This is a genomic window from Streptomyces puniciscabiei (genome assembly GCF_006715785.1).
Classification (GTDB): domain Bacteria; phylum Actinomycetota; class Actinomycetes; order Streptomycetales; family Streptomycetaceae; genus Streptomyces; species Streptomyces puniciscabiei.
This window is the reverse complement of the sequence record NZ_VFNX01000001.1, coordinates 2,247,495-2,269,151: the sequence shown is the minus strand read 5'-3', so window position 1 is coordinate 2,269,151 and position 21,657 is coordinate 2,247,495. Positions and strand designations below refer to the sequence as shown.

General features: G+C 71.8%; 19 protein-coding genes and 1 riboswitch. Of the genes, 9 read left to right on the top strand and 10 right to left on the bottom strand.

Annotated elements, in window-relative coordinates; all coding sequences use genetic code 11:
- Positions 1-48 precede the first annotated feature (48 nt).
- The gene (locus tag FB563_RS42845; protein ID WP_063797035.1) at positions 49-1,086 is read right to left on the bottom strand and encodes an LAETG motif-containing sortase-dependent surface protein; all 1,038 of its coding nucleotides are present in this window, start codon (positions 1,084-1,086) and stop codon (positions 49-51) included.
- Between the two features lie 743 nt (positions 1,087-1,829).
- Complete coding sequence (locus FB563_RS10160) at positions 1,830-2,108, bottom strand: chorismate mutase (RefSeq protein ID WP_055704756.1); 279 nt, start codon at positions 2,106-2,108, stop codon at positions 1,830-1,832.
- A gap of 1,185 nt (positions 2,109-3,293) precedes the next feature.
- Here FB563_RS10160 and guaA point away from each other — a divergent pair.
- Positions 3,294-4,874, top strand: a complete 1,581-nt coding sequence (gene guaA, locus FB563_RS10155; RefSeq protein ID WP_055710462.1) for a glutamine-hydrolyzing GMP synthase — start codon at positions 3,294-3,296, stop codon at positions 4,872-4,874.
- A 21-nt stretch (positions 4,875-4,895) separates the two neighbouring features.
- Here guaA and FB563_RS10150 read toward each other — a convergent pair whose 3' ends face one another.
- The gene (locus tag FB563_RS10150; RefSeq protein WP_055710461.1) at positions 4,896-5,360 is read right to left on the bottom strand and encodes a pyridoxamine 5'-phosphate oxidase family protein; all 465 of its coding nucleotides are present in this window, start codon (positions 5,358-5,360) and stop codon (positions 4,896-4,898) included.
- A 149-nt stretch (positions 5,361-5,509) separates the two neighbouring features.
- Between FB563_RS10150 and FB563_RS10145 the strand changes: the two genes are divergently transcribed.
- The gene (locus FB563_RS10145) at positions 5,510-6,304 is read left to right on the top strand and encodes a class II aldolase/adducin family protein (RefSeq protein ID WP_142218607.1); all 795 of its coding nucleotides are present in this window, start codon (positions 5,510-5,512) and stop codon (positions 6,302-6,304) included.
- Between the two features lie 15 nt (positions 6,305-6,319).
- On the opposite strand, the gene FB563_RS10140 is transcribed toward FB563_RS10145, so the two are convergent.
- Positions 6,320-7,207 (bottom strand): DUF4429 domain-containing protein, encoded by an 888-nt coding sequence (locus FB563_RS10140; RefSeq protein ID WP_055706960.1) that lies wholly within the window; start codon positions 7,205-7,207, stop codon positions 6,320-6,322.
- A gap of 190 nt (positions 7,208-7,397) precedes the next feature.
- Between FB563_RS10140 and FB563_RS10135 the strand changes: the two genes are divergently transcribed.
- The 3 genes from FB563_RS10135 to FB563_RS10125 all read left to right on the top strand — a co-directional run bounded on the left by FB563_RS10135 (position 7,398) and on the right by FB563_RS10125 (position 9,568).
- On the top strand, positions 7,398-8,678 hold the full coding sequence (locus FB563_RS10135; RefSeq protein ID WP_055706959.1) for a hypothetical protein: 1,281 nt from the start codon (positions 7,398-7,400) through the stop codon (positions 8,676-8,678).
- A gap of 22 nt (positions 8,679-8,700) precedes the next feature.
- Positions 8,701-8,895, top strand: a complete 195-nt coding sequence (locus FB563_RS10130; protein WP_142218606.1) for a hypothetical protein — start codon at positions 8,701-8,703, stop codon at positions 8,893-8,895.
- Between the two features lie 142 nt (positions 8,896-9,037).
- Entirely contained in the window at positions 9,038-9,568 is a 531-nt protein-coding gene (locus FB563_RS10125) for a DoxX family membrane protein (RefSeq protein WP_055706958.1), read from the top strand.
- Between the two features lie 86 nt (positions 9,569-9,654).
- Here FB563_RS10125 and FB563_RS10120 read toward each other — a convergent pair whose 3' ends face one another.
- Both FB563_RS10120 and FB563_RS10115 read right to left on the bottom strand, forming a co-directional pair.
- Complete coding sequence (locus FB563_RS10120; RefSeq protein ID WP_055706957.1) at positions 9,655-9,864, bottom strand: hypothetical protein; 210 nt, start codon at positions 9,862-9,864, stop codon at positions 9,655-9,657.
- On the bottom strand, positions 9,851-11,302 hold the full coding sequence (locus FB563_RS10115; RefSeq protein ID WP_055706956.1) for a PspC domain-containing protein: 1,452 nt from the start codon (positions 11,300-11,302) through the stop codon (positions 9,851-9,853). Before FB563_RS10115 ends, FB563_RS10120 begins: the two co-directional genes overlap by 14 nt.
- Positions 11,303-11,513: 211 nt before the next feature.
- Between FB563_RS10115 and FB563_RS10110 the strand changes: the two genes are divergently transcribed.
- Together FB563_RS10110 and FB563_RS10105 are read left to right on the top strand one after the other, a co-directional pair.
- Positions 11,514-12,806 (top strand): ATP-binding protein, encoded by a 1,293-nt coding sequence (locus tag FB563_RS10110; RefSeq protein WP_055706962.1) that lies wholly within the window; start codon positions 11,514-11,516, stop codon positions 12,804-12,806.
- On the top strand, positions 12,803-13,546 hold the full coding sequence (locus tag FB563_RS10105; protein WP_055706955.1) for a LuxR C-terminal-related transcriptional regulator: 744 nt from the start codon (positions 12,803-12,805) through the stop codon (positions 13,544-13,546). Before FB563_RS10110 ends, FB563_RS10105 begins: the two co-directional genes overlap by 4 nt.
- A 17-nt stretch (positions 13,547-13,563) precedes the next feature.
- On the opposite strand, the gene FB563_RS10100 is transcribed toward FB563_RS10105, so the two are convergent.
- Complete coding sequence (locus FB563_RS10100) at positions 13,564-14,628, bottom strand: C40 family peptidase (RefSeq protein WP_079048835.1); 1,065 nt, start codon at positions 14,626-14,628, stop codon at positions 13,564-13,566.
- A 429-nt stretch (positions 14,629-15,057) separates the two neighbouring features.
- On the opposite strand from FB563_RS10100, the gene FB563_RS10095 reads away from it, so the two are divergent.
- Positions 15,058-15,411: a hypothetical protein gene (locus FB563_RS10095; RefSeq protein WP_055706953.1), complete on the top strand. Its 354-nt coding sequence runs from the start codon at positions 15,058-15,060 to the stop codon at positions 15,409-15,411.
- Positions 15,412-15,414: 3 nt separating this feature from the next.
- Here the strand turns inward: FB563_RS10095 and FB563_RS10090 are convergent, their stop codons facing one another.
- Positions 15,415-15,750: an SLAC1 family transporter gene (locus FB563_RS10090; protein WP_411573191.1), complete on the bottom strand. Its 336-nt coding sequence runs from the start codon at positions 15,748-15,750 to the stop codon at positions 15,415-15,417.
- Positions 15,751-15,873: 123 nt separating this feature from the next.
- Positions 15,874-17,052 (bottom strand): C40 family peptidase, encoded by a 1,179-nt coding sequence (locus FB563_RS10085; RefSeq protein WP_055706951.1) that lies wholly within the window; start codon positions 17,050-17,052, stop codon positions 15,874-15,876.
- A 7-nt stretch (positions 17,053-17,059) separates the two neighbouring features.
- Positions 17,060-17,229: riboswitch (cyclic di-AMP (ydaO/yuaA leader) on the bottom strand.
- 211 nt (positions 17,230-17,440) lie between these two features.
- On the opposite strand from FB563_RS10085, the gene pcrA reads away from it, so the two are divergent.
- Positions 17,441-19,933 (top strand): DNA helicase PcrA, encoded by a 2,493-nt coding sequence (gene pcrA, locus FB563_RS10080; RefSeq protein WP_055706950.1) that lies wholly within the window; start codon positions 17,441-17,443, stop codon positions 19,931-19,933.
- Positions 19,934-19,997: 64 nt separating this feature from the next.
- Here pcrA and FB563_RS10075 read toward each other — a convergent pair whose 3' ends face one another.
- On the bottom strand, positions 19,998-21,509 hold the full coding sequence (locus FB563_RS10075; RefSeq protein ID WP_055706949.1) for a M23 family metallopeptidase: 1,512 nt from the start codon (positions 21,507-21,509) through the stop codon (positions 19,998-20,000).
- Positions 21,510-21,657: the final 148 nt, after the last annotated feature.

The following is a 21,657-nucleotide window of genomic DNA, read 5'->3' as shown; positions in this document are numbered from 1 at the left end:
GGCGCAGGCCCCTTCGGCATACGACCGCGCTTGCGCGGCGGCGTCGCTTTACGCGGCGGTGTTCGAACCGGCGCCCTTGCGGCGGCGGACGGTGAACACCGCTCCGGCGCCGACGACGACGGCGACACCGCCGACCAGACCGATGGTCGGCAGCATGGAGCTGGAACCGGTCTCGGCGAGCGAGCCGGTGACGTCCTGGGTGTTGGTCTTGCTCGGCTTCTGGGTGGGAACCGGGACCTGGCCGCCCTCCTGGGGCTTCGTCCCGTCGGTGTCCGTACCGGCCTTGACGATCTTGATCAGGTAGCTGGCCTGGTCGGTGCCGATGCAGTTCTCCTCGTCGTCGAAGTACATCCCGCCACCGATGGTCAGGCCCTCGCCGACCGGGGCGCCCGCCTTCACGTTCAGCCGGAGCTGGTAGTTGACCGTCTGGCCGGCCTTGATGTTGCTGAGGTCGAGGTAGCCGTTGGAGTGACCGGCGCCGTCCTCGACGTCGTACCAGGCCCCGTCGTACTTCACCTGGAGCTGGACCTGGCTGGTCCGGAAGGCGTACTGGGCGTTGGGGTCGCTCGGACCGACACCCGCGTAGAAGATGACGTCCTTCAGGTTGCTCGACGTCGGGTTCTTGACGCTGAGGGTGAAGGGGTGCCAGCCGCTGCCCACGGCGATCTCGCCGGGCAGACCGCTGAGCGAGGCGTGGATCTTGGACTTGTAGTGGGCGTCGTCCTCCTCGCAGACCCCGGACGGCGTGGTCGGCCCGTCGCTGGGCTCGGCGCTCTCGCTGGGGCTGGTGGAGGTGGACGCGGAGGCGGACGCGGATGCCGACTCGGACGCGGAGGCGGAGGCCGAGGTGCCGGTGCTCGCCGAGTCGGAGGCGGCCGGGCTGTCCGACGCCGTGGCGGCGGGCGAGCTCGTGTCGGCGGCCGGGCTGCTGCTCGGGTCGGCCGCGGGCGTCGACTCGGTCGCGTCCGGGCTGCTGACCGTGGCGCTCGGGGAGTCGTCGGCGAACGCGGCAGGGGCGCAGACCAGGGCGAACGGCGCGAGGGCAGCCGTCGCAGCCGCGGTCGTCATGGCGCGGCGAAGCTTCATCGAGGACCTCTTGTGGGGCTCGCGTGCTGCCGCGCGGCAGCACGTGTCGGAGGCCTGCGTGTGTGGGGCACGGGCATGGCCGTTGGTTGCGTAGGTGAGACCCGTGACACGTGAGGAGGGTTGTGCGTCATCCGACGGGATGTTGATGTGAAGTAGGCCACACGCTCCCCGGTGTGCCGGGGCGTGACGAAGGGCCCCGCGGGACGGAGAGACCGCGGGGCCCTTCTTCTGGTCAGCACCGGCGTCAGGGCAGCGCCGGTGCCCGGGGCGGCGCCGGGGGGTGCGCCGCTGGTCCTTGGTCCTGATCCCGAGGGGTGGGTGGTCCTGCTCCCGAGGGGTGGACGGTGTGCAGCCGTGCCGTTGTCGGTGCGGGGACTCGGTGCGGGGACGTGGCACTGGTGCGCATGTGCAGTTTTCCGCCGGTCGGCCCCGGGCGTCCCCGGAGCCGACCGTTCTCATGGGTGACCGGGCTGCTGTCCCCTGCCGTCCGGTCACTTCCCTGGAGCGAGGTCCCACGGCGTACGGCACGACCCGTACGCCTCATCGCTCCAGCGAGCCACGCGTGGTTCTGTCGGGCCCGCCCCTGGCTGGCACGGACACCCCGCTCAACGAAGCGCCGCGCGAGCCGGTCACGCGCCGTACGGGTGAGACGGCGCCCGAACTCAGATACGACGCGCGGACGCGGCGCGTGGACGCGACGATCGGACACGCCTCTCGTACACGGTGCGGCTCGGACACGACGCTCAGATGCGGCCCCGGCACAGCTCGAGCAGGGTCATGGCGAGGCCGGTGCCCGGCTTGCCGAGGGCCTCCCTGTAACGGCCGAGGATCTCCATCTCACGGGAGAGGTGCACCCGGCGTCCGCCGGAGGCGATGCGGGTCTGCTGGACGACGGCGGAGACGGCCATCCGCTCCTGGATGAGACCGATGATCCGGTCGTCGAGCACGTCGATGCGCTCACGGGCGTCGGCGATGGTCTCTTCCGGGGTCGAGACGGTCTCTTCCGGGGTGGTGGTGGTCATGTCGGGGGCTCCTGGTGAAGGTGGCGGGACGCCCCGGAACGGCAGGACCCGGAAACGACAGACGCCCCGGGCCTTGTCGGCCCGGGGCGCCTGGGAAGTCGCTTGGCGTTGCGCTCAAGCAGCACGACCATGGCAGCCGGCGGGCCGGATGCCATAGGTAAAGACGAAGGTCGCGTGCTGAAGCATGCGCCCAGTATGCCACGGCCCACCTACCACCGACCGAGGGCCTGGCCCCCTCCGGGCCGACCGCTCACCATGTCCGTGGCGGAGCGAGCGGTCGCACGCCGTTTCTGCCCGACTGGGTTGCCGGGGTCTCTTGCCGGTTGGCCGAGTGCCCGTCCCTGCCCCTGGCGGACCGAGCCGCCCGGCCCCCGACTGGGCCGCCTCGGCTCCTTCCCGGCCGGCCGAGTGGCTCCCTGTCGCTGTCCGAGCGAGCCGTCCCACTCCGTGTTTCTGGCCGGCTGAGCCGCCCGGGCCTCTTCCCGGCCGGCCGAGGGGCTCCCTGTCCGTGGCGGAGCGAGCGGTCGCGCGCCGTTTCTGCCCGACTGGGTTGCCGGGGTCTCTTGCCGGTTGGCCGAGTGCCCGTCCCTGCCCCTGGCGGACCGAGCCGCCGGCCCCCGACTGGGCCGCCTCGGCTCCTTCCCGGCCGGCCGAGGGGCTCCCTGTCGCTGTCCGAGCGAGCCGTCCGACTCCGTGTTTCTTGCCGGCTGAGCCGCCCGGGCCTCTTCCCGGCCGGTCGAGTCGCCCTTGCCCCTGCCCAGTCGAGTTACCCCGGCACCTGCCCGGCCGAGCCGTTCCACCTCGTTTCTGGCCGGCTGAGTCGCCCGGCTCCTTCCCGGCCGGCCGAGTGGTCCCTGTCCGTGCCCGGTCGGGTTACCCCGGCACCTGCCCGGCCGAGCCGTTCCACCCCGTTCCTGCCGACCGAACCACGCCACCCAGACCCGGCCCGCCGAGCTGCCCCCAAAAACCCCGGGCCCCGCCGAGCTGCCTCACCCACGCCTCGGCCCACCGAGCCACCCCCGCCCCGCTCCCCGGCCGACGGGCCGCGGCCCGCGTGCCGGGCCACCGGGTGGTCAGAGGTGCCGGGGGTCAGGGGCGGAGCCCGCGGTGACCTGAGTTGTCCCCGCGCACACCCCGTTAGAATCGGTAGCACAGACCCCCGCCCAAACCGCCGGAAGGCACATCGTGTCATCAGCGACCTCCGCTGCCGCCACCCCCGACACCGTCCTGGTCGTCGACTTCGGCGCGCAGTACGCCCAGCTCATCGCCCGTCGCGTCCGCGAGGCCCGGGTCTACAGCGAGATCGTGCCGAGCACCATGCCGGTCCAGGAGATGCTCGCCAAGAACCCGGCGGCGATCATCCTCTCCGGAGGCCCCTCCTCGGTGTACGAGGAAGGCGCCCCCCGCCTCGACCGCGAGATCTTCGAGGCCGGCGTCCCCGTCTTCGGCATGTGCTACGGCTTCCAGCTGATGGCGCAGGTCCTCGGCGGCACCGTCGACAACAGCGGCGCCCGCGAGTACGGCCGTACCGACCTGCACGTCTCCAGGACGTCCTCCACCCTCTTCGAGGGCACCCCGGACGAGCAGCACGTGTGGATGTCGCACGGCGACGCCTGCTCCGCCGCCCCCGAGGGCTTCACCGTCACCGCGTCCACGGACGTCGTCCCGGTCGCCGCCTTCGAGAACGACGACAAGAAGCTCTACGGCGTCCAGTACCACCCCGAGGTCATGCACTCCACGCACGGCCAGCAGGTGCTGGAGCACTTCCTGTACCGCGGCGCGGGCCTGAAGCCGAACTGGACGACCGGCAACGTGATCGAGGAGCAGGTCGCCGCGATCCGTGAGCAGGTCGGCGACAAGCGCGCGATCTGCGGTCTGTCCGGCGGCGTGGACTCCGCCGTCGCCGCGGCCCTCGTCGCTCGCGCCATCGGCGACCAGCTGACCTGCGTGTACGTCGACCACGGCCTGATGCGCAAGGGCGAGACCGAGCAGGTCGAGAAGGACTTCGTGGCCGCGACCGGCGTCAAGCTGGTCGTCGTGGACGCCGAGGAGCGCTTCCTGACCGCCCTCAAGGGCGTCTCGGACCCCGAGGAGAAGCGCAAGATCATCGGCCGTGAGTTCATCCGCGTCTTCGAGCAGGCGCAGGCGGACATCATCGCCGACGAGGGCCCGGCCGTGGAGTTCCTGGTCCAGGGCACCCTGTACCCGGACGTGGTCGAGTCCGGCGGCGGCACCGGCACCGCGAACATCAAGTCGCACCACAACGTCGGCGGCCTGCCCGAGGACCTCGAGTTCAAGCTGATCGAGCCGCTGCGCAAGCTGTTCAAGGACGAGGTCCGCATGGTCGGCCAGGAGCTGGGCCTGCCGGAGGAGATCGTCCAGCGCCAGCCGTTCCCGGGCCCCGGCCTCGGCATCCGCATCGTCGGCGAGGTGACGAAGGAGCGCCTGGACCTGCTCCGCGACGCCGACGCCATCGCCCGCGAGGAGCTGACCGCGGCCGGCCTCGACCGGGACATCTGGCAGTGCCCGGTGGTGCTGCTCGCCGACGTCCGCTCCGTCGGCGTCCAGGGCGACGGCCGCACCTACGGCCACCCGATCGTGCTGCGCCCGGTGTCCTCCGAGGACGCCATGACCGCCGACTGGTCCCGGCTGCCGTACGACGTCCTGGCCCGCATCTCGACCCGGATCACCAACGAGGTCCGGGACGTCAACCGTGTCGTCCTCGACGTGACCTCGAAGCCGCCGGGCACCATCGAGTGGGAGTGATCCCCACGGTTCCCGCAGCCCCTATGTGCGCCTGATCATGCGCACGGGCTCACCGGGCGTCCAGACCTGGACGACCAGGTACCGGTCGTCCTCGACGTAGGTCCGCACGACCTCCGTCAACTCGGTGCGCAAGAGGTGGAACGGCTCCGGCGGTTCCACCTCTTTCGCGTATCCGGACTTCCGCTCGCCCTCGACCTCGTACGCCCGCCCCGCGATCCGTACGTCCCCGCCGCCCATCCCCGTGCCCTCGCCCGGGTTCGCCTGGAGCGCGAAACGCGGGTCGCGCCGCAGGTCGAGGGCTTTCCGCGAGCCCGCCATCATGCCGAACCACAGCTCGCCGCCGCGGAAGTCGGCCTCCAGGCCGGACGTGCGCGGCGAGCCGTCCCTGCGGAGGGTGGCGAGGACGTGGTGCCGGAAGGCACGAAACCGCTGCTCGACGGTCGCCGCCAGCTCGGGTTCGGCGGAGCTGAAGGCCGCCCAGTTCATCCGTGTCATGCGCGCCAGTCTCACCGGCAAACCCGACATCTTCTGTCGGGTTTGCGTCGCGTACGTCATCTTTACAAAACGGCTCTGCCCTTTTGCGCTGACCGGCGGTAACTTCCGGCTCGTAGAGCAATCCCAGTGCTGGAGGACCTATGCACGGGCCCACCCCGCCCCTGCCGCTGCCCACCGACCAGCTGCGGTTCGCCATGCCGCCGATGTTCGACTCGGTGGCGGACGAGCGCCGGCACCGCAAGGAGCGGCTCGCCGGTGCGCTGCGGATCTTCGGCCGGATGGGCCTCGAGGACGGGGTCTCCGGGCACATCACCGCCCGCGACCCGGAGTTCACCGACTGCTTCTGGGTCAACCCGTTCGGGATGCCGTTCAGGCACGTCACCGTCAGCGATCTCGTCCTCGCCAACCAGGACGGTCAGGTCGTCGAGGGCCGCTATCACGTTAACCAGGCCGCGTTCACCGTGCACGCCCAGGTCCACGCCGCCCGCCCGGACGTCGTCGCCGTCGCCCACTGCAACTCCGTGTACGGCCGCGCCCTCGCCGCGCTGGGCGAGCTGATCGACCCCATCACCCAGGAGAGCTGCGCCTTCTACGAGGACGTTGCCCTCTACGACGCCTACACCGGCGTCACCGTGGACATCGAGGAAGGCCGCCGGATCGCCGGGGCCCTCGGCTCCCGCAAGGCGCTCGTGCTGCGCAACCACGGCACGCTCACCGTCGGCGACTCGGTGGACGCCGCCGCCTGGTGGTTCCTGTCCATGGAGCGGTGCTGCCAGGTGCAGCTGACGGCCAGGGCGGCCGGCCGCCCGGTCCTCATCGACCACAAGCCGGCCGTCGCCACCCGCGAACAGCTCGGCGGCGACCTGGTGGCCTGGATCAACTACCAGCCCCTGTGGCAGGACATCAGCCGCAGCGAGCCGGACCTGCTGAGCTGAACCCGCCGGGCATACTCAGCCGAACCCCCTGAGCACCGCCGCCTTGGTCATCGCGAACTCCTCGTCCGTGAGCACCCCGTCCCGGTGCAGCTCGCCCAACTCCCGCAGCCGGCGCAGCAGTACGTCATGCTGGTCGGCCTGCCCCGGTACGGTCCCGCGCCGCCGGTCCCGGCCGTCGTACCCGGCACGCGTGCGGGTGGAGGGATGCGGCAGCCGGGCGGTGACGGCCGTCGCGATCAGCGCGGTCAGCAGATCCCGCCGCACGCTGCCCCACAGGTCCAGGGTGTAGGGGTCCCGCTCGGGCGGCAGCTTGGAGAACACCGTCTCCGGGGTCACGAACCGCAGAAAGCCGTCCTCGAACCCGGAGTTGGGCAGCCACTCCACCTGCACCAGGGCGCCGAGGGTGATGATCCGCGGGCCGGTCGCGCGCTTGACCCGGTCGGAGGTGTCGGCCCAGTCGATGCGCACCTGCGTGCCGTCGAAGGAGACCGTGCCGTCGGAGGACCGCACGGACACCGGCACCGGCGGACCCGGCAGCAGATAGGCGGTCGTGGGTTCCTTGGGGATCCGGTCCAGCAGCAGGGCGTGCCGGATCTCCTCGGCGACGTACTCCGCGACCCCGCCGCGGTCCGCATCCACCGTCAGCCGGTAGGGGTCGGCCGCCTCCGGCAGCCGCCCGCCCGTCGCCTGTAGCAGCGGGTCGGCGCCCTCGCGCAGCCGCATCCGCAGCCGGCCACGCTTGCGCTCGGGTTCCCAGACCACGTCCGAGACGGCTTCCAGCGGCACGGAGATCTCCCCGTACGTCTGCCGGAACAGCGGCACACAGCGGTGCAGTCCGGGGGTGATCCGGATCGTGCTGCCGTCGAAGGCCCAGGTCCCGTCCCGCTGGATGATCTCGGCCATACGGAGATTCTCGCAGCCGGGTCAACACGGCGGCCCGTACTTCACCCGCCGTGACCCGGTCCGACGGTCCCGGACGGCTCGGCGTAGGGCACAATTCGCTGTCGACGCAGGGCAGTTGCGCGGCAGCCGGGCCTTCCCACGAGGGCCCGCCGGCCGTGCCGGAAGGACGTGGGGAAGGCGGGCGCCGGTCGTGGCGGTGCAGGAGGCGAGACAGGGCACGGATGCCGAGGGGATCCACCAGGGCGGCTGCAGCTGCGGGGACTGCCCGCACGGCGCCCGGGAGGGACACCGGCGGGCCGTCGCCGCGTTCCTGCGCCGACGCGACGAGTTCGCGGCCGGGCAGGGCCTGCCGGTGGCCGTGGCGCACTCGGCCTCGGCCTCCCGCCAGTGGGTCTCCGAGGAACTGACCCAGCGGGCGGAGACCGTCGCCGAACGCGGCCGCGCCGAGGGCGAGGCCTGGCTCGCCCGGCTGTGGCTGCGCACGGTGTGCGTCGTGTGGGGCGCGGTGCTCGCGCTGCTGCTCGGTGAGGCGCTCACCGCGGTCGGCGCGGGCTGGACCGGCGCCCGCACCGCGGCCCTGATCGCCGCGCTCGTCGTCGCCGGTGTGCTCGGCGCCGCCTCCTGGCTGCACCGGGCGCGCGGCGGGGCGCTGGCCCCGGTGATCGGCGAGGACAACCGCATGTCCACCTCCCGTACCGTCGCCGCCTGCTGGGTGCTGTTCGTCGGCTACGCCGTCCTCCTGCTGGCCGCACGCCTGGCCGCCGCCTCCGACCACGCCCAACGCGACGCGCTGATCTCCGGCCTCGACCTCGCGCGCGGCGCGGGTGTGGTGACCGTCCTCGCCGTGGTGTGCGGCATCGCCGTCCTCGTCCGCCGGGTGGTGGGCCTGCGCATCCTCGCGCAGCGGCTGCAGAAGGTGCCGGCCAACCGGCCGCGCGCCGCCGACCTGCTCACCGACGACTCCGGCCGAGGCGCCTTCACCGACATCCAGTACGTCGCCGTCAGCGCCGTCGCCCTGCTGTTCGCCGCCGTACGGCTGGCCCGCCGCCCCGACCAACTGCCGGACCTGCCCTGGGCACTGGGCGTGGTGGTGCTGATCTCGGCCATGACCTACTTGGCCGGCAAGTACGCCGAGGGCGGCCGCCCGGTCGTCCTCTCCGTGGTCCGCGCCCGAGAACCCGGCGACCTGGACGGGCCGATCCGCACCGGCGACGACATCGAGATCCGTGGCGCCGGTTTCGTGCCGCCCGGCGCGCAGAGCGCGGACCGGCTCTCCCGCATGGTCGTCCGCATCGGCAGTGTCGACGTGCACGTCCCGCTGGTCCCCGTCACCGGCGGCTTCAGCAATCCCACCGACAGCGTCCTGACCGTGCCCGTACCGGCCGACGTCGAGCCCGGCGCGGTGGAGGTGCAGGTGGTCACCGCGGCCGGGGTGGCGACCAACCGCTGTATCGTCCAGGTGACGGAGTGAGCGGCGGGGGAGCGGCGTTGCGGTGAGCGACCGCATCCTGCCGGTGACACCGAGCGCCCCGCACCGGCAGCCGGCACCGGACGCCTGGGAGCGTCCCGCGGCCCTGCTTCTGGAGCTGGTCTCCGGCCCTTCCGACGATCTACCGCGGCTCGAACCTGCTGACCATCGGCTGCCCGCACTGCGCCGGCTCCCCACCACCGGGGACCCGTCTGAGTGAGGTCCGACGGGCGCCCGCCGGCCTCTTCGCACGAGGGGCCGAAATCCGGAAAAACATCCGGGTTGGGATTGAACTGCGCCTCCTCGTCGTACGTATGGTCAAGTGAGGGGCGGGATGTCGGGCGAGAGGGCGGTTTGCGGCGATGACTCACGGCATTCGGACGGACACGCACATGAACCGGCTGAACGGCTCGGGCGGATGGCGCGACACCGCCGCCCACTACGCCCTCCTGCCGCTGCGCGTCTTCCTCGGCGTCACCTTCATCTACGCCAGTCTGGACAAGCTCACCAGCAGCTCCTTCCTGAAGTCCGGCGGGGCCGGCTCCGTCGGCGACACCATGCGCTCGGCCCGCGACTCCGCCGCCATCCCCGCCCTGGTCGACCTGGCCCTCAAGTCCCCGGTCGGCTTCGGCTACGCCATCGCCCTCGGTGAACTGGCCGTCGGCATCGGCACCCTGCTCGGTCTGCTTGCCCGGCTGGCCGCGCTCGGCGGAGCGCTGATCTCGTTCAGCCTGTGGATGACGGTGAGCTGGTCGACGACCCCCTACTACTACGGCAACGACCTCGCCTACTTCATGGCCTGGATCCCCCTGATCCTCGCCGGTGCCCCCTACCTCTCCGTGGACGCGGCCTGGCGAGCCCGCCGTCGGCAGCGACTGGGCGGCTACCGCTAGCGGCCGGACACCCCGGCAACCGGGACACCACCCGTCGACCGGACACCCTGCGGCCCGCTGAAACCTCGACCGCCGAACTCCGAGCGTCAGCCGCTCCTGGCGTCGCCCCGTCTGCGTATGCCCCGGGCCACGGCCGCCGTGGCACCGGCGAGGAACAGGCCGCCCACGATCAGCGGCACCACCGCGAACCACGGCGTCTCCCACAAGCCGCCCGCGTCACCCGCGAAGACCACGCCGGTCGCGGTGAGGAAGAGCCCGGCGATCAGCTTCCCCGGCTGGAACTCATGACGCAGCACGATCGACCTCCACCTGTCCCGCGCCGACCCTGAGCGTGAGGTCCAGCGTGCCGGTGTCCTTGGCGCCCTTGGCCGGCGCCAGCGTCACGTTCTTGAGCCTGCGCGGCTGCACGTCCACGTCCTTCCTGCTGTCCCCCGGCAACCGGATGTCGCCGACGCCCACCTCGATGTTCATCCGCACCCTCGCGTCCGCCGGCACGATCACCTTCAGCTGTCCCGCCCCCACATGGGCGTCCGTCGCGACCGTCCGCCCCTTGCCCGGACGCACCCGGCTCAGGTCCAGCGTGCCGCGCCCGGTGCCGAGGTCGTACGCCGGCCGCACCCGCGCCGCCGCGGCGGGCGCCCAGGAGATGTCTCTCCAGTGGGTGGTGATGTCCTTGGGCATGGCCGCCGCCCCGGCGAGCAACGCCGCGGTGACGAGCGCCAGGAAGACCGTCCCGGCCCCCGTGCGGCCCAGGAACGCGCTGATCGTGATGCCCAGGCCGAAGACCGCCAGCGCGCACGCCAGACCGGTCTGCAGACTCGTGCCCAACGGGTGCGTGTCCCAGGTCAGCCCAGTGCCCAGGCCGCCCGCCACCAGGGCGAGCAGGAACACCCAGCCGCCGATCCAGCGCGGGCCACGAGGTCTCGGGGGCGCACTGGGCTGCGGCTGTATGGAGCCCTGGTGGCCGTGGTGCGTCCAGGGGGTGGCGATGCCGATGTCGATCAGCGAGGCGACGTCCCGGTCGCGGGCGTCGCCGGGCCCCCACAGATAGCCGGTGCCGCCGACATGGCTGCCGTCCTTGACGATCGGGTCCCGCCACCATGACGGGTAGGTGACGACCGGCGGCGCCTGGGCCTCCGGCGGCGCGTCGGCGGCTGCCTGGGCGGCGAGCGGGTCGGGGTCGGTGGCGCCGCGGCGCCGCGACCAGTACCCGGCGCCCGACAGCAACAGGGAGAGCACCACGGCGAAGGTCAGCACCCCGCCGTTTCTCAGCATGGTCAGGAGGACCCCGCAGCCGACCAGGGCGAACAGCACGGCGGCGAGCGCCTGGCCGTCGACCCGGCCCGTCAGCAGCTTGCGGACCTCGTTCTCCTCCTCGTCCTCGTACGGCACCAGCAGCCAGGCGAAGCCGTAGAAGATGAGGCCGATGCCACCGGTCGCGGACAGCACCGCCAGGGTGATCCGGAAGATCACCGGGTCCATGTCGGTGTGCCGGCCGAGGCCCGCGCACACGCCCGCGATCATCTTGTGCCGGCGGTCCCGCCGGAACCGGTCGGGGGCTTCGGCGCCGGGCTGCTCCTGCTCCTGCCGCTGTGTGCCGGCGGGTGTGCCGGTGCCGGCCGCTCCCGTCTTCTGCGTCGCGGCGGGCGCGGCATCCGTCGGCCCGGTGCCCGGAGCCGGGCGCGGGCCGGTGCCGGGTCCCGGACCCGTCGCGGCGTGCTCGTGATCCGTCATGCGTCCATGGTGACGGTCCGGCCGCCGCCGCGGCAGTCGGGACGACCCTGGCCGAACCCTGAAATCGGCCCTGAGACCAGGCGGGGAACCGTTCGAGCCGCATGCGGCCATCCCTGCCCGGTGCTCCCCGACCCGGCCCCGAGGAAGATCAGGGGCGTCTCGGGGGCCGACCCTGATGCCCTGCCCCGCCCGGCATGTGACCATCGTTGGCATGCCGGAAGCCGCAACCCTGCCAGTCGACGACCCGCGGCCGCCGCGCAAGCTCTACCGCAGCAGCGACGGACGCTGGCTCGGTGGAGTGGCGCGGGGCCTCGCCGGGCATCTCGGGCTGCCGGTCGTCTGGGTGCGGCTCGCCTTCGTCGGCCTGTTCATGGCGCACGGGTTCGGAGCGCTGCTGTACGCGGCGTTCTGGTTCTTCGTCCCGCTGGGCGTCGGTGGTGTCGGCGACCAGAAGCCGCCGTCGCTCGTCGCCACGGAGACCGCGCCGGACGGCCGCCGCAGACTCGTGGGGCGCAAGCCGGACCGCGGACAGATCGTCGCGCTGCTGCTCATGGTCGTCGTGTCCGTGGTCTTCGTGAGCAGCGTCAATCTCGGCGGCGCGGCCAAGGTGTATCTGCTGCCCGCCGTCCTCGTCGCGGCCGGTGTCGCCCTCGTCTGGCGCCAGGCGGACAACGCCCGCCGGGCCCGCTGGGTCGAGGTCGGCCGCCGGCGCCGCACCCTCACCCTGCTGCGCGCGGCCGGCGGTGTCCTGCTCGTCACGGCCGGTGTCACCGCCATCTTCTGGCTGCAGGGCTCGGCCGCCCATCTCGGCGCGGTGCTGCAGGCGGCCCTCGCCGTCCTCGTCGGCATCACACTCCTCGCCGGCCCGTATCTGGTCCGCATGACCCAGGACCTGTCCGAGGAACGCCTGATGCGCATCCGCGCCCAGGAGCGCGCGGAGGTCGCCGCCCACGTCCACGACTCCGTACTGCACACCCTCACCCTGATCCAGCGCAACGCCGACAACGCGGGAGAGGTACGCCGCCTGGCCCGCGCCCAGGAGCGCGACCTGCGCACCTGGCTGTACAAGCCGGAGGGCACCGGCAAGGACGAGGCCGACGAGCCGGACACGGTCGCCGAGGCGGTCCGGCGCAGCGCCGCCGAGGTGGAGGACAAGCACGGGGTGCCCATCGAGGTCGTCGTCGTCGGCGACTGCCCGCTCGACGAGAGAACCGGCGCGCAGATGCAGGCCGCGCGCGAGGCGATGGTGAACGCCGCCAAGTACGGTGGCGAGGGCGGCGCCGTACAGGTCTATGCCGAAGTCGAGGGGAGGACGGTCTTCGTGTCCGTGCGCGACCGCGGCCCCGGCTTCGACCTCGACTCGATACCCGCCGACCGCATGGGCGTCAGAGAATCGATCATCGGCCGCATGGAGCGCAACGGCGGCACGGCCCGGCTGCGGTCGGTGCCGGGCGGTGGCACGGAGGTCGAACTGGAGATGGAGAGGGCGGAGAAGACGTCATGAGCGACGCGACCGAGGCGAACGGCACGGCGGGCACCCCCGAGGGGGCCGGGTCCGGGGCTGCCGACGGCGGCGCCGGCGGGCGGCACGTACGGGTGGTGCTGGTGGACGACCACCGGATGTTCCGCACCGGCGTCCAGGCCGAGATCGGGCAGACCGCCCAGACCGGCGTCGAGGTGGTCGGCGAGGCCGCGGACGTCGACCAGGCGGTCACCGTCATCACCGCCACCCGGCCCGAGGTGGTCCTCCTGGACGTGCACCTGCCGGGCGGCGGCGGTGTCGAAGTGCTGCGCCGGTGCGCGGCGTTGATGGCGGACACCGAGCGGCCCGTCCGCTTTCTCGCGCTGTCCGTGTCGGACGCGGCGGAGGACGTGATCGGGGTGATCCGTGGCGGCGCCCGCGGCTATGTCACCAAGACCATCACCGGCAGCGACCTGGTCGACTCCATCTTCCGCGTCCAGGAGGGCGACGCCGTCTTCTCCCCGCGCCTGGCCGGGTTCGTCCTGGACGCCTTCGCCTCCACCGACGCCCCGCCCGTGGACGAGGACCTGGACCGCCTCACCCAGCGCGAGCGCGAGGTACTGCGTCTGATCGCCCGCGGATACGCCTACAAGGAGATCGCCAAGCAGCTGTTCATCTCGGTCAAGACGGTCGAGTCCCATGTCTCGGCGGTCCTGCGCAAGCTCCAGCTGTCCAACCGCCATGAGCTGACCCGCTGGGCGACGGCCCGCCGCCTGGTCTGACCCGTACGGACCAGCCCCTAGACCACCCGGGTCGCCCCTGCGAACGGCATCAGGTCGACCGGGGCCAGCCGGACCGGTGCCGAGGGGTTCGGGGCGTGGATGATCTGCCCGTTGCCCACGTAGATGCCGACGTGGCTGATCCCGGAGTAGAAGAACACCAGGTCACCGGGCTCAAGTTCGGAGCGGGAAACGCGCCGGCCCGCGTTGATCTGGGCGTAGGTGGTGCGGGGCAGGGAGATGCCGGCGGAGCGGTAGGCGGCCTGGACCAGCCCCGAGCAGTCGAAGGCGTTCGGGCCGGCCGCGCCCCACACATAGGGGCTGCCGAGCTTGGCGAAGGCGTAGGAGACGGCCGCCTCGGCGCGCGAGTTCTGGTCGCCGGCCGACCCGGCCTGCTCCAGCGCGTCCCGGAGGTCCGAGGCCGAGCGGGAGGCCCGACCGGGCGCGCTGCCGTCGCCGGTCACCTCGGCCCGCTGCTGCGGAGTGAGCCGCGCCAGCAGCCGCCGGGCCTCGTCCAGCTTGCCCGTGATGGTCTTCTTCTGCCGTCGCAGCTCGGCCTGACGGGACCGCAGCGACGTCAGCTCGATGCGTGCCGCACCCCGCAACTGCTCGATCTCCCGCAGCTGTCCGCGCACGCGGGACACGGTGGCGGCCTGCCGGTCACCGGCCCGCTCCGCGAACGCGGCATCGTCCAGGTACCGGTCGGGGTCGCCGGACAGGGCCAGCTGCCAGGTCGGTGCGAAGCCGCCCTCGCGGTACTGCGCCGCCGCGAACGAACCCAGCGTCTCCCGGGCCGAGTTGAGCCTCTGCTGCTTGCGGGCGGTCTCGTCCCGTAGCGCGTTCAGCCGCCGCTGCGCCGTGTCCGCCTTCTCCTTCGCGCCGTCGTACTTCTCGGTCGCGGTCTCGGCCTCCTGGTACAGCTTGTCCACCTCGGCCTTCACCTGCGCCGGCGTCTGCTGTGGTTCGGCGTGTCCCGTCCCGTCGAACCCCGCCGCGGTGGCCGCCCCCGCCAGGGCGATCGTGGCGGCCGTCCGTGCCGTATGGCCGCCCATCGAGCGTTGCCGGGGCTTGCGGTGCGCTGCCACCTGGACCGTCACGTCCTTCCGTACGACTCGCACGGCCGAGGGGTCCGTGCGTCCGGCGGCTGCCCGCACAGGGGAAACGGGCCGCCGCCGGACCTTTCTCGGCGGTGGTGGCCGACGGCCGCCCCTGGCCCGGGCGGCGGTGGGGAGCCGGTCACCTGGGGGAGGACGCTAGGCCCGACTGTGACGAGTAGGTAACGCGGTGTACGGAACTGGCCCTGACCGACCGGGAGGTGACCGGAAGTGACCGCATGAGCGTTCTGGAGTCGTTTGCTTCACGCAGCGTGGTGACCGAAGCGCGGAAAGCGGGACGGACAGGAGACGTGGGGTGCTATGGGGCGCATATATGCAAGATCACCCGCGTGCGCGCGACCGCTGTGGCCGGGGGCCGGTGGCAGGAGGCCGTGGGGCCCCTGGTTAGGCTCCGGGCTCATGGACGCACTCATCCATCTCTTCGTCGGCCTGCACATCATCGGCATCGCCGCGCTGCTCGGCGGTTTCCTCACCCAGATGAAGGCGATGGGCCAGGGCACGGCCCGGTTCGTGCCCGGGATGCTGCACGGCGCGCTGACCATGCTGGTCACCGGCGTGGCCCTGGTCGGCCTCAACCAGGCCGACGACCACCACGTCAACACCATCAAGATCGGCGTCAAGCTGGCCCTGCTGATCGTGATCCTCGGGCTGGTCTACGTGAAGCGTGACGAGGAGAGGATCGACAAGGGCATGTTCGGACTGGTCGGCACGCTGACCATGGCGAACATCTTCATCGCCGTCCTGTGGACCTGACGGTCATCCGTCCCTGCCGCCGGCGCGGGCCGTGAGCACCGCACCGGCGGCCACCGCGAGCCACACCGCCACCGCCACCCACAGCAGCACCCGTCCGGGCCAGTCGAGCCACGGGACGTCGAGAGCGGTCGCGACGGCCGTCGGCGCCACCGCCGTCATCCCCATCGGGAACACTGTCGCCCACCGCAGCACGTGGTAGCCGGGCCGTGGCCGCGCCGCCTCGGCGGCCGGCAGTACGACGTACCCGACCGGCTCCAGCACGAGCAGCCCGACTGTCAGGCTGCGCAGCACGCTCCGGTCGCCGTTGTGCCACAGATACATGCCCGTGTCCCCGGCGATGAGCAGGTTCGCCCCGGCCGGCGCCGAGATCGCGAGCGCACCGCCCGCGATCCAGTGGTCGCCCGCCCCCGTCCAGCAGTTGCCGTGCGTCGACAGGCGGCCGCCTGTGTCACGGGTGGGCGGTCAGCCCGGGCGGACCACGCTGTGGATGATCGACTCGCCGCCGTAGTAGATCGACTCCTCGCGCACGTACGCACCCGGCTTGGGGGCGTGGATCATCATGCCGTTGCCCATGTAGACGCCGACGTGGCTGACGTCGTCGTAGAAGAAGATCAGGTCACCCGGCCGCGCGTCGGCGAGCGAGACCGTGGTACCGGCATTGACCTGGTCGTACGTGGTGCGCGGAAGCGTGACGCCGGCGGCCTTCCAGGCGGCCTGGGTGAGACCCGAGCAGTCGTAGGAGTCGGGCCCGGTGGCGCCCCACACATACGGCTTGCCGAGCTGCGCGCGGGCGAAGGCGATCGCCTTCTCGGCCTTCGTGTTCGAGCTGGATGTGGACCCGGTCGAGCCGGAGCCCGTCGAACCGGAGCCGGATGCGGATCCCGGCCCCGACCCCGTGGACGAGGACGACGACGAGCCGGCCTGCTGCTGGGCCGCCTGCTGCTTGGCCAGCTCGGCCGCCTTGCGGGCCGCCTCCTGCTGCTTCTCCCGCTCGATGGCGGCCAGCCGCGCCTTCTCCTGGGCCGTCAGCTGCGACAGCAGCTCGCGCGCCGAGGCCAGTTTCCTCTGCACGGTGGCCTTGGCGGTCTGCAGGTCGTGCTGTGAGTTGGTCAGCGTCTGCAGGCTCTCCGCGGCCTCCCGGCGCTTCTTCATGGTCGCGGCCTGCTCGCCGATGTAGTCGTCGACCGCGCTCTTCTCCCGCGAGGTCAGCCGGTTCATCAGCTGGGTCTGGTCGAAGTAGTCCTGCGGGTCGTTCGCCAGCAGGAAGGTGGCCGTGTCGGGAGCGGCGGTGCCGGTGCGGTACTGGGCCGCGGCGAAGGATCCCAGCTCCTCACGGGCCGTGTTGAGGCGTGCGGTGCGCCGGGCGACCTCGTCGCGCAGGGCGTCGGCGCGGCCCCGCTGTTTGCCGGCGCGCTCCTTGGCCGCGTTGTAGTTCTCGGTGGCCGACTCGGCCTGGCGGTAGAGGTCGTCGACCTTCTTCTCGACCTCCTCCAGGCTCGGCCTGGTGTGATCGGTTCTCGGAGCGGCCCCGGCGGTCTGCGAGAACACCGCCATGGAGGTGAGGGCGGCGGTGGCGAAAGCGGGGGTGCGGAGACCGGCTCCGGTGGTTCCGCCGGGGCGCGGCTTGCGGTGCGACGCCAAGGGAGGCGACTCCTTCCAATGGGCCGCCTACCGGGTTAGCTGTCGGGTTCGGGCGGCGGTTCGGAAGGGTTGCCCTACGGCGTCGTCCCGGGCGGGAGTCGGCCGATTCACCCCAGGATCGGTGGGTCCCCGGCTCCGGGCACCACTCGGGCGCACCGGACTCGGCGGAGGCCGCGCACGCGGCCTGACGGCAACCTAGCCAACTCGTGTGACTAGTGTGAAGGTTGGTGCGTGATATGTCCGATACATTTTCGTGATCTGGGGCTGAAATCACGTTCCCGTCATCGGACGATTCCGCACGGTGAGTGGCCTTCCCGTGCGGGCCGCGGCGGCCATCTTCCCGGGACGGCGACCGGTTGTCGGTGGGGCGCCCTAGACTCGGAGAGCGATGAGCAGCCTCTTTGACGACAGCTTCCTGGCGGACCTCCAGCCCCCTCGCGGGCGCGAGGAGGAGCCCCCGCCGCCGCCCGAGGACGATCACGCTCCGGAGCCGCTTCCGGACGATCTGTTCGGCGGGAAGTTCGACATGCCGCCGGACCGGGACACCCACTACCGCGACGGCGCGCCCCGCCCCGCGCTCGACTCGGCGGCGCTGCTGGAGGGGCTGAACGACAACCAGCGCGCGGCGGTCGTGCACGCCGGTTCCCCGCTGCTCATCGTCGCCGGCGCCGGCTCCGGCAAGACCCGCGTGCTCACCCACCGCATCGCGTACCTGCTCGCCGAGCGGCATGTGCACCCGGGCCAGATCCTCGCGATCACCTTCACCAACAAGGCCGCGGGCGAGATGAAGGAGCGCGTCGAGCACCTCGTCGGCCCGCGCGCGAACGCGATGTGGGTGATGACCTTCCACAGCGCGTGCGTGCGCATCCTGCGCCGCGAGTCGAAGAAGCTCGGCTTCACGTCGTCGTTCTCGATCTACGACGCCGCCGACAGCAAGCGCCTGATGGCCCTGGTCTGCCGCGATCTGGACCTCGACCCCAAGCGCTTCCCGCCGAAGTCCTTCAGCGCCAAGATCAGCAACCTGAAGAACGAGCTGATCGACGAGGAGGACTTCGCCGCCCAGGCCACCGACGGCTTCGAGAAGACCCTCGCCCAGGCCTACGCGCTCTACCAGTCGCGGCTCCGCGAGGCCAACGCGCTCGACTTCGACGACCTGATCATGACGACGGTCAACCTGCTGCGCGCCTTCCCGGACGTCGCCGAGCACTACCGCCGCCGCTTCCGGCACGTCCTGGTCGACGAGTACCAGGACACCAACCACGCCCAGTACGCACTCGTACGGGAACTCGTCGGCACGGGAGAGCGCTCCGCCGAGGAGGGCGACACCCCGCCCGGCGCGTACGACATCCCGCCCGCCGAGCTGTGCGTCGTGGGTGACGCCGACCAGTCGATCTACGCCTTCCGGGGCGCGACGATCCGCAACATCCTCCAGTTCGAGGAGGACTACCCGGACGCGACGACGATCCTGCTGGAGCAGAACTACCGCTCCACGCAGACCATCCTGTCGGCAGCCAACGCGGTCATCGAGCGCAACGAGTCCCGCCGCCCGAAGAACCTGTGGACCAACGCCGGGCAGGGCGCCCGGATCACCGGTTACGTCGCGGACACCGAGCACGACGAGGCCCAGTTCGTCGCCGACGAGATAGACCGTCTGGTCGACGCGGGCGAGGCCAGGGCGGGCGACGTCGCGGTCTTCTACCGCACCAACGCGCAGTCCCGTGTCTTCGAAGAGGTCTTCATCCGCGTCGGCCTGCCCTACAAGGTCGTCGGCGGGGTCCGCTTCTACGAACGCAAGGAGGTCCGGGACGTCCTCGCCTACCTGCGCGTGCTCGCCAACCCGGAGGACTCGGTGCCGCTGCGCCGCATCCTCAACGTGCCCAAGCGGGGCATCGGCGAGCGCGCGGAGGCGATGATCGACGCCCTCGCCCAGCGCGAGAGGATCAGCTTCCCGCAGGCGCTCAAGCGCGTGGACGAGGCGTACGGCATGGCCGCGCGCTCCACCAACGCCGTCAAGCGGTTCAACACGCTCATGGAGGACCTGCGTACGATCGTGGAGTCCGGAGCCGGTCCGGCCACCGTGCTGGAGGCGGTGCTCGAACGGACCGGGTATCTGGCCGAGCTGCAGACCTCCACCGACCCGCAGGACGAGACCCGCATCGAGAACCTCCAGGAACTCGCGGCGGTGGCCCTGGAGTTCGAGCAGGAGCGCGGTGAGGGCGAGTCAGTGGGGCTGGCCGACTTCCTGGAGCAGGTGGCCCTGGTCGCCGACTCCGACCAGATCCCCGACGAGGACGAGGAGGGCTCCGGCGTCATCACCCTGATGACCCTGCACACCGCGAAGGGCCTGGAGTTCCCGGTCGTCTTCCTGACCGGCATGGAGGACGGCGTCTTCCCGCACATGCGCGCCCTCGGCCAGACCAAGGAGCTGGAGGAGGAGCGGCGCCTGGCGTACGTCGGCATCACGCGCGCGCGGGAGCGGCTCTACCTCACACGGTCGGCCATGCGCAGCGCCTGGGGCCAGCCGTCGTACAACCCGCCCTCCCGCTTCCTGGAGGAGATCCCGCCCACCCATGTGGACTGGAAGCGGACGGGAGCGACGGCACCGGTCTCGTCCGGTCCCGCATCCGGGATCGCGGCCTCGCTGTCCTCGACCCGCTCGCGTTCCTCGGCGTCGGGCGCGTCCGGGTTTGCCACCCGGCGCACCTCGGAGAAGCCGGTGGTCGCCCTGGCTGTGGGGGACCGGGTCACGCACGACCAGTTCGGGCTCGGCACGGTCGTCGCCGTGAAGGGCACGGGCGCGAACGCGGAGGCGACGATCGACTTCGGCGACGCCAAGCCGAAGCGGCTGCTGCTGCGGTACGCGCCGGTGGAGAAGCTGTAGGCCGAAGGGGCCCTCGCCGGACAGCGCGGGCCCCTTCCGGCATTCCTACGCCGACGCGGAATCCCTACGTCGGGTCGAGGCCATGGCTCCGCAGCCACGGCAGCGGGTCTATGGCCGCCCCGCCCGCGGGCCGTACCTCGAAGTGCAGGTGCGGGCCGGTGGAGTTGCCGGAGTTGCCGGAGTAGGCGATCGGGTCGCCGGCCTTGACGACCGTCCCGGAGGCGACGCGGTAGCTGGACAGATGGCAGTACCAGGTCTGCGTACCGTCCTTCGCCGTCACGATCATCATGTTGCCGTAGGCGCTGTTCCACTTGGTGGTGACCGTGCCGTCGGTGGCGGCCATCACCGTGGTGCCGTAGGCGACGGGGAAGTCGATGCCCGTGTGCACCGACATCCAGTTCACGCCCGCCTGGCCGAAATAGGCGCTGAGCCCCTTCTGCGTGACCGGCAGCACGAACTTGGGGCGCAGCCGCTCCTTGAGTGCGGCCGCCGCGGCGGCCTTCTTCTTCTCCAGCTCCTGCTGGTTCTTGAGGTCGATCCGCTCCTGCGTACGGCTCGCCCGGTCGGCGAAGTCATGGGCGCCGGCGGACAGGGTGTTGAGCTGGGTGTCCAACTTGCTGTTGGCCACCGAGGCCCTGACTGTGTGCGCGTCCGAGGCGGTGGCGGTGGTGTCCTGACTGTCGTCGCTCAGCGCACCGATCGAGGCGGCGGCGATGCCGGCGACGCCCATCACACAGGCCGAGGGCACGGCGACGGTGAGCAGCGCGGAGCGCTTGGCGGTCGTACGACGGCGGGAGCGCGCGGCGCTGCGCGCGCCGGCCCGGGTCGCCGGCGCTCTCTCCTCCTGGTCGTCCAGCAGACCGGGCCCGGCGGGCGCCTCGACCGGGGCGCCCGACTCCTCGTCCTCGGTGTGCTGTTCACCGAACGCGGTGCCCTCGTACGGCGCCTCGTCCTCGTAGGGGGTCTGGTCGTACGGCACCTGCGGGTAGGCCGCGGTCGCCTGCGGGTCGCCGACCCGGTCGAAGGCGCCGGTCGGCTGCTGGCCGAACGGTTCAGCAGCGTGCCCGGCCTCTGCCGGCACGGCCTGGCCGCCGGAATTCCACTGGGTGGCGTCGAACGTGCCCGACTCGAAGGTCTGGGTGCCCCACGACCACTGCTGGGTGGGGTCGGCGATGCCGGACTGCTCGGGCGGCGACCATGCGCTCGTGTCCCACTGCCCGCTGATGTCGTTGCCCCTCGCCTGGGCCGGGATCGTCCAGGCGGTGGAGTCATGGACGCCGGAGTCGTAGGCGGCGTGGTGCTGGGCGGCGTAGGGGTCGTAGTTCAGGGTCTGGCCGGTCTGCCACTGGTTGCTGTCGTACGAGCCGGTGCCCTGCTCGCCGGGCATGCTGCCGAAGAGTGGGTCCGTGGAGAAGGTGCCGGTGCCGTCCGGAAAACCGGTGGTGCCGTAGCCGCCGTACGTGGTGAGGTCGCCGTAGGGGGCTTCATACGTGCCGTACGGCGCGTAGTGCGCGGTGGAGGCGTCGGAAGCCGGAGCCGGGGTGGTCATGGTCCCCGACGGGTGACGGTCGTTCACCAACTTCTCTTTCGCCTCGACAACAGGGGCTGCCAGAGCAGTGCGGCGACTGTACCCGCCGGTACCTGGGCGCGACAATCTTCGGGTGGTTTCGCGCCCGCCGTAAACGGGCAATCGGCGGCGTTTCGGGGGGCGCCGGACACGAGTT